Annotated in this window: 6 protein-coding genes and 1 pseudogene; 1 reads left to right on the top strand and 6 read right to left on the bottom strand. The window is 41.4% G+C overall.

Annotated elements, in window-relative coordinates:
* The 3 genes and pseudogenes from BUB11_RS23035 to BUB11_RS23025 all read right to left on the bottom strand — a co-directional run.
* Positions 1 to 419 (bottom strand): annotated as a pseudogene (locus BUB11_RS23035) (exosporium glycoprotein BclB-related protein); the annotation flags it as partial.
* A 24-nt stretch (positions 420 to 443) separates the two neighbouring features.
* Entirely contained in the window at positions 444 to 788 is a 345-nt protein-coding gene (locus tag BUB11_RS23030; protein WP_073032595.1) for a hypothetical protein, read from the bottom strand.
* A 65-nt stretch (positions 789 to 853) separates the two neighbouring features.
* Positions 854 to 1,192 (bottom strand): hypothetical protein, encoded by a 339-nt coding sequence (locus tag BUB11_RS23025; RefSeq protein ID WP_073032593.1) that lies wholly within the window; start codon positions 1,190 to 1,192, stop codon positions 854 to 856.
* Positions 1,193 to 1,399: 207 nt separating this feature from the next.
* Between BUB11_RS23025 and BUB11_RS23020 the strand changes: the two genes are divergently transcribed.
* Entirely contained in the window at positions 1,400 to 2,431 is a 1,032-nt protein-coding gene (locus BUB11_RS23020) for a CsxC family protein (protein ID WP_073032592.1), read from the top strand.
* On the opposite strand, the gene BUB11_RS23015 is transcribed toward BUB11_RS23020, so the two are convergent.
* The 3 genes from BUB11_RS23015 to BUB11_RS23005 are packed head-to-tail and all read right to left on the bottom strand — an operon-like array spanning position 2,426 to position 7,666.
* A complete protein-coding gene (locus BUB11_RS23015; RefSeq protein WP_073032590.1) occupies positions 2,426 to 5,704 on the bottom strand; it encodes a glycosyltransferase in 3,279 nt (1,092 codons plus the stop codon). The two genes, BUB11_RS23020 and BUB11_RS23015, sit on opposite strands and share 6 nt — an antisense overlap.
* On the bottom strand, positions 5,701 to 6,765 hold the full coding sequence (locus tag BUB11_RS23010) for a polysaccharide biosynthesis protein (protein ID WP_073032588.1): 1,065 nt from the start codon (positions 6,763 to 6,765) through the stop codon (positions 5,701 to 5,703). The genes BUB11_RS23015 and BUB11_RS23010 overlap by 4 nt, the downstream gene beginning before the upstream one ends.
* Positions 6,752 to 7,666, bottom strand: coding sequence for a dTDP-4-dehydrorhamnose reductase family protein (locus tag BUB11_RS23005; protein ID WP_073032586.1), 915 nt, complete (start codon positions 7,664 to 7,666; stop codon positions 6,752 to 6,754). Before BUB11_RS23005 ends, BUB11_RS23010 begins: the two co-directional genes overlap by 14 nt.
* Positions 7,667 to 7,758: the final 92 nt, after the last annotated feature.

The following is a 7,758-nucleotide window of genomic DNA, read 5'->3' as shown; positions in this document are numbered from 1 at the left end:
GCTCCTGCTACTCCCGTGGCTCCTGTCGCTCCTGCTACTCCCGTAGCTCCTGTCGCTCCTGTGATTCCCTCAGGCCCAATTGGATCAAGCTCTGCAGGTACTAAACGATGGGCCGCGACCAAATTCCCAGCGACATCTTTTCCCCAGCAGGAGATCTCTACTGCATCAGAGCTAGTTACAAACTGAAATTCAAATTCATCAAACTGCGCGAAATAAACTCTTTCTGCTACCTCACCTGGAGCCATTATAAATAACTCCAAAACATAAAGTACTTTCGTAATCCCTGTCACGTAAAATCCTTCAATAAAAACGGTAGCATCACTCGTATCATCATTAGTAATCTTCACAGTGAACGTTGAAGTTGGTCTTACTTCATTAACTGGCGTATTTTCAATCAATCCAGTAGTTAATTCAGGCATTTCCTCGTCTCCTTTCATTTTTTATTAGAATGGGTCAACTTCTTGAGCAACCACCCGATGAGCTGTAGTCAGATTTCCCGCAGCGTCTTTCCCCCAAGCAGTGACTTTAACAGCCTCTGTGCTCACTATAAATTGAAATTCAAAAGCATCAAATTCTGCGAAATAGTTTCTCTGAGCAACGCTGCCTGCAGTAAGCGTAAACGCTTCTTGTACATACATCACTTTTGTCGTCCCACTTTGAAAGAATCCTTCAATTAAAACATCCACAGTAACAGTGTCATCATTCGAGATGTTTACCGAGAGTGTGGAACTCGGTCTAACACCCGCAACCGGGGTGTTGTCAAATAAGCCCGTTGTTAAATTAGGCATATTTCTTCTAACCTCCTTGAATATGGTTTATATATTGTATTGTACTTGTCCGGTTTTGTTACCATTTAGGGGAGTGCTTTGGTTACTTCCAAATTAACTGAAGAAAGAATTCCAGTGTCATTTTTACTCCATACAGAGACTTCTACTGCCTGAGAGCTAACAAAAAATATGAACTCAAAGGAATTAAATGGGATAAAATAATTCTTCAAGACCACCGTTCCTGTTGTAAGAGTAAAAAACTCTTCTACATACTTCACTCTTCTGGTTTTGTTCTGGAAGAATCCTTCAATTTGAATTGCTACTGTAGAAGTATCATCATTCGAAATATTTACCGAGAGCGTGGAATTCTGACTAACGCCCTCGACCAAAGCGTTATCCAACAAACCCGTTGTAAAATAAGGCATATATTTTCATACCTCCTAAATTATGGGTTAACTTATTGTATTGTTCATGTCCTAAATTTGTTACCTTTAGTAAGGTTAATCCTGGTACAAATTCGGTTGTTGTACATATTCTATTTGTATAAAATGGATTACCTTGATTAGATAAATTTAGGTCCTGTATAAAAAGTAGATTATGTCCTATTTTGATATCAGAGAGGAAGATGAAAAGTGTCTTATCTGAAAAATTGCTCTCATCAATGGACTCAACACGCTCCTTTTGTCCCTACCTGGGTTCGAGAGACTCCATCTCCAAAGGTGTGCCCTCAACCAATTCCGCCAGTCTCTCCAAATCCGATTTTTCCAAGTACTGCAACACTTCAAATATGTACCCCTTTACAATTTGAGAAATTAGGTCCAAATTCAGTCTTGGTTACGGTATCGATCCCCGCGGAGTCGATCATCACTTTACCCACAAAGGCACTAGAAATTAAAATGATTAGAAAGAACCTAAAAATAACGCAAAGCCGCTTCTTTAATTGCGTCCCATCAGAACCTGGAATACCACGCGATACTCCCAAGTTGTTTCTCGGAGGTCTTGTGCGCAAGGATATTCAATATTCAGAAGTGGTACACCAAACTTCGACCACGGTAGCAGGCGTTATAAAAGATTTCGTAGTGGATATACCCATTTCATGTGTCATCGACCTGGGCAGGCACCTTATTTTTCCGCCTATCCATTATAATCAACAGACAGAATACGGCTTTGCTAAATCCACGCCTCTTCCTTCAGGTTTTTCATCCAAAGACCATATGTTATCAAGCGACCTTACAGAGTTTAATACCTTGAGTCAGCAATTTTATAACCAATTACCAACCTGCGAACTGCTCTACAGTCAAATCAATGAGATGGACGATGCACTTGACCGACTACCGCTTCACGGTGGACCCTTTGAAGAATGTACTTTTACAACTCTGCAAGAAAAGATGATCATTTTGATCCAACTCCGACTCACCTTCCCAACCCGAATTAATCCGCATAATCATTGCGACCATGACAAGGATCATAAACACAATAGAGATGATAAGCATCGTAACCATGACAAAGAATGCAAGTATTGCCATCCTAAGAAAGATAGATGCATCGATTCCAAAGTAGTGTTTAATAGAATAAGTGCTATACTAGCGAAGCTTACTCAAATAATAAAGGGGCCACATGTGGCCCCTTTATTATTTGAGTACAAAAGCATGCTTTTATTATAGTTTTCCCCACTCTTTTCCTTCGTTTCTGACAATTTTACCAATTCTAGAGAAGTACAGATTTTTATTATAGTCCCATTCTGGAGGGCCTCCACCCTTATAATAACCGTCTGCTCTCGGATGGTACAAATGGGCGGTTGTAGCATCTGTCCGACAGTAATGACAACCATTTGCCAATAATCGGTCGATAAAATCCCGGTCATCATAAGCAATTCCTGTAAAATCTTCATCATAGCCCCCGATCTCCATGAATTGAGTGCGATGTAAGGCCATCAGAAACGGCATTCTAGTATCTAAATCTATACAACTGTTAAATGCAGCCATGTCAAAAATTCCGTTATTTTTGTTTATACTCTCCAGAAGATCCCCATTCCGATCATCTTTTCCTACTGGAATGCCCAATAACTTAGGATTATCTAAAATAGGCTTGGTAAGCCTAGCAATAGTATCGTCAACGTGAAGCATCTCTGCACAACACATGACTAAAATATCCCCCGAGGATTGCTTCACCCCAATATTAATTGCAAAGCCGGGTACTCGCCAAACCGGGTCGCCCAGAAGATTCCTTTGTCCTGTAAAAATATACTTCAAATTGAGCTTCTCTTTGAACTCGTCGCAGATTTCCTCAGTTTCATCTTGCAACCCATCATTAACGACAATTGTTTCAAACTCAAAAGGCATTGTCTGCAGAGATAATGAGTAGAGCCCCCACCTTAACAGATGCGTTCTCTGATAAGTCGTTATAATTATTGATACTTTATGCAGCTTTTCTTTTATCGCATTAGTTTTTTTAATCATAAGTTCTTTGAAGACATCTTCCAGTAACTGCTGCCATCTTTGCATCGAATCCTGTGGAGAAAGCTTCTTCTCCATTATAACTTGCCTCGGAGTAAACGTTAGTTTAGGTAACTCTTGAAGAGCCCCTTCGAAATCCTCCCCAAATATACCACAATGAGCCTGATCCTCTGAGCTAAAATCTTTAAAAATACCTATTCTTCTCATAATTAAGGGCACATCACATAAACAAGCTTCAATAGCCGCCTGGCATTGGTTTTCGATTGGTGAAGCATTGATAAGAAAATCGGCACAGTTTAAAAGTTTAACAAGCAGAGTTCGAGGTACTCCAATAAAGAGTCTTACATTGCTGGCGATAAAAGATCCAATGTTTTTAGAAACTAAAATCCAAGTTATTTCAGGATGACCTGCTATGCAAGCCCGAACTTGGCTCCACCCGTTGCTCTCAGAAAAGTCCCCGACAAAAATCCCTATTCGACCTGGGCCAAAACCAAATTCCTGGCGAACCTCCTCTTTATTCATCGGCTTAAAAAGTTCCAAATCAACCCCACCAGAAGTTATCTCAAAATCATACTCTGGATAAGACAGTGCCGTTTGGATAGAATTCGCAACCAATTTATCTGCCTGACGTAAATTTTTCTCTTGCTGTGCATTTGGCATACCCATGGATCTTAAATCGTCCTGCAAGAATGCTATAGTGTAGCGTGATTCATCGACTGTATTCATAAATGTTGCATTTTGAAGAATCACTTCTACGTTTGGATAATGTTCTTTAATATATCTACGAGCATTTTCTGAATAATCTCCCTCGGACCCAACAATATCCCTGTCTATCCTCACTGACGCAGGTAAGAATTCACTGATAAAATCCCAAAATAACGTTGCCTCGATTGATCCTGCGATACGATCATGACAGACCGCAACCTTTATTTCCTTTGCTTGAGTTACTGCGGTTTCCGTACTATCCAGTTCTCCCCACTGAAAATGATAAGCTAGACTGTTAAATACCGTTTGATGCCTTATTCCTATGGTCTGAAGTTTCAGCATCAAGACAGTATCCCCTGATATACACGCTTCTCCCCGTCGGGCAATTACGGGATTATTAAAATCGCTTCCTAGTACAACCTGTCCTTCCGGATAGCCCCCCACCTGTTCAAAATGTTCTTTCCGGATTAAGAGGGGCATAAATAGACCGCCATCTAATAATTTAGGCTCTGCCAGATCATGTGCATACTCTTGAAATTCGCTTTCTCGATAGGACGAATAATTCCTGCCAAAATCTTTTTCCACACCGTATTGACCACTGCGCAACTTCCCGGATTCTACTAATCGGGAGGTAACACAGTTATCCCCGTTATAAGCCTGCCACAGATTATCTAACCACCCTGGCGTAAAGGCCATATCCGAATTTATGAAAACAACAAAATCTCCTTGAGCCTTGCTGGCCGCAAAATTATAAGCACGGTAAACATTATTGACGTACCATTCCTGTTGCTGCTGGGAGGTATTTGTGAAGATATAATGAGGTATATAGTTTTCACTTAAATAACTAAGCACCGTAGGATTGGCATCATTGGCGACAAAGAAAAATTCTTTATCCGTCATATCCGTATATTTATAGACCTGCTCGTAAGCAAATTTCAGCCATTCTACACTCTTATAGACTAAACACACAATGGAAAATCTAGGCCTGAACACTTCTTCCCGGTATTCTTCCACATAAGCTAAGGACTCTGCAAAGGTCAAAGGTTTGGGCTCGTTGTCATCAAGGTAGAGACCCTCAGGAATGAGTTCTTGGCGAACTTTTTCTACAACGAGCTTTTCCTCGCTAATTAAGCGATCAAGCATATCATAACCGCGTTGTCCGTGCGACCTGTAAACTAGATATTTATAAGCTAAACGTTGCTTCGAAGAAAAACCATAGTGCAATACTTGAACATCAAGGGTCCAGATCGCCTTACGAATTGTCGATGGAAAAAGGGGTTGGTGCAGTCCAGGCTTTGTATCATTAAAGCAGATACCGGGCACAACTCGCCAAAATCGGCAAAACCAACCCTTATCATATAAACTGTCTAACCTTTGCCAAGAATAGCTTCGCCAAAGGTTTATTTCATGCATGTTCACAGCATCTGCCTGATTTTGGTCACAAAGTGCGCACAATTCCTGAAGCTTTTCAGCAGCATAAGCTGTTAATACCTCGTCTGCATCCAACCACAAAATAAAATCCGGATTCAACTTTAAAGCTTCTTGGAGCAGAAGTTGCTTATGACTTCGTTCATTGACAAAATCATTTTTGATTCCTCTAAGGACATGCGGGGTTTGTTTAAGCATATATTCATAGCTACCGTCTGTGCTGCCGTCATCATAGACAACTAAATCACTCACTGCGGGTAAAACATGCTTTACGAATCGTTCTAAATTATCTTTAGAAAGCTCATTATAGATTTGACAAATACAAGCAATTCGATATATTTGCTTCATCGTAAAAATTCCTCAGTTTCTCCATTTTCTTGATCTACCATCAAACCATGTTTATGCAACAGGGCTACTGTCTCTTCATAAGTCATGAGCGAATCACCCGAACTATACTCCTTGGACATGGCCTGCAGACCGGGTTCCGCTTCAACCAGTTCTGGAAGCATTGGCTTAATTGCATAATAATCGCCACGATCATAGGTTCTCCAAGCCTCTTCTTCTGAAATCATAATTTCGTGGACCTTTTCTCCAGGGCGAATTCCCGTGTAGGTTATGACAATCTTCCGATCTTCCATCAAGGCTTTCGCGACATCTTCTATCAAAGCTGCAGGAATTTTGGGAATGAATATTTCCCCGGGCTTCGCGCCTTTTAGGACAGCAAAAATGGTATCCACTGCGCTCTCTAAAGGCAACAAAAATCTTGTCATTTCCTTAGTTGTGATAGTAACCGGCCCGCCATGCTTGATTTGTTCATGAAACAAAGGAATTACCGAGCCTCTGGAGGCCAGCACATTACCATACCGTACACAAATAAACCTCGTCTTGGGCAAAGTCACATTGGCTGCGATAAAAATTCGCTCTTGCAAGGCTTTCGATATCCCCATGGCATTAACTGGCTTGCACGCTTTATCTGTAGAGACTCCTACTACGGTTTCAATTTTAAGGTTATTTTCACGAATGGCTCTGATGATATTTTCCGGCCCCACCACATTGGTCTGCACCGCTTCAAAGGGAAAATATTCGCAAGAAGGGACTTGTTTAAGAGCCGCGGCATTAATCACGATATCCGCTTCCCTTAACACAGCGCAGACGGAATGATAATCACGGATATCCCCTATTCTAAACTCGATTAAGCGAGCAAAATTGTCGTAGATCACTTCATCAGTAACGTTTTGTTTATGCTGGTATTCAACCCGCATAGCGTGTTGCTTTGCTTCATCCCGCGAAAAGATAATGATTTTCTTAGGGGAACCTAGTTCCTTACTCAAAAGCCGCCGGGTTAACACCTTGCCGAGCGAACCGGTGCCACCCGTAATTACAATTACTTTGTTATCAAAAATCTTCATTTTTATCCCCCTTGGCCTTACTGTTTTGATAGGGGCCTTGCAAATAGTCCAGATGCATTCCTCGGACTAAGTCTAGCCATGCAGGTGGATTATAGCCCGTTTTGGAGCGGAAGCGCGTTGAATCTAACGATCGATCAAGTCTAATACTGTCCTCTGGTTCTATTTCCACATTTTTTCCGTACTGAACCTTGATTAGTTTGAGCAACTCGTATTTGGAAATCGGATTAGATGATACGTGGTAAAGCCCCATCATTTCTGAATGAGGGATAACATAATCACGAATAATGCGAGCTAATTCAATGGTCGGAAAGCCGGAATAGATGACCTCCCGGAACCCTCTAACCTTTGCTTTTTGACTAAGAAACCATTCAACTAAACCATAGTTTCCTTTTAATTCATGCCCAATAATTGACGTACGCAGGGTAACACAATGGGGATAAGTTACTTCACCGAGAAGTTTTGTTCTGCCGTATAGATCATCGACATTAGAAACATCCCCCTCCAAATATCCACCCTTTACTCCATCAAAGACACAATCTGTACTGACATGAATCAAGCGCGAACCTGCAGTACTGCAAAGCATTGCAATTCTGTGAGGTAAAAGTGCGTTAGTCGTAATCGTCGCCAGCGGTTCTTGGGCCTTTGGCACCTGCTTTATCACTCCGATACAATTCACCACTAGGTCTGGTGAGACATCCGAGAAAACCTTTGTCAGGCTGTCTGAATTCAAAACATCGATATCTTTGTAAACCTTATTTAGCAAATCCGTCGGTAACCAACCGAAAAAGTCCTTTGCCGAGCGGACTGTAGTATAGACATCTAGCCTAGCGTCTTCTGACAGACAACGAAACAAGGTATGCCCTAACATCCCTGACCCTCCCAAGATCAATACCTTTTCCATGCCCCTATTCACACCTTTCAGGGGAAGGCCCCGTTTCTTTTCCTTTTTTTCTTCTTTATCTTAGAACGAAATCTCTAACTGTTACTTCAAAC

The sequence above is a fragment of the Desulfosporosinus lacus DSM 15449 genome (genome assembly GCF_900129935.1).
GTDB lineage: Bacteria > Bacillota > Desulfitobacteriia > Desulfitobacteriales > Desulfitobacteriaceae > Desulfosporosinus > Desulfosporosinus lacus.
Note: the sequence above shows the minus strand (reverse complement) of the source record. Positions and strands in the feature narration are given on the sequence as shown.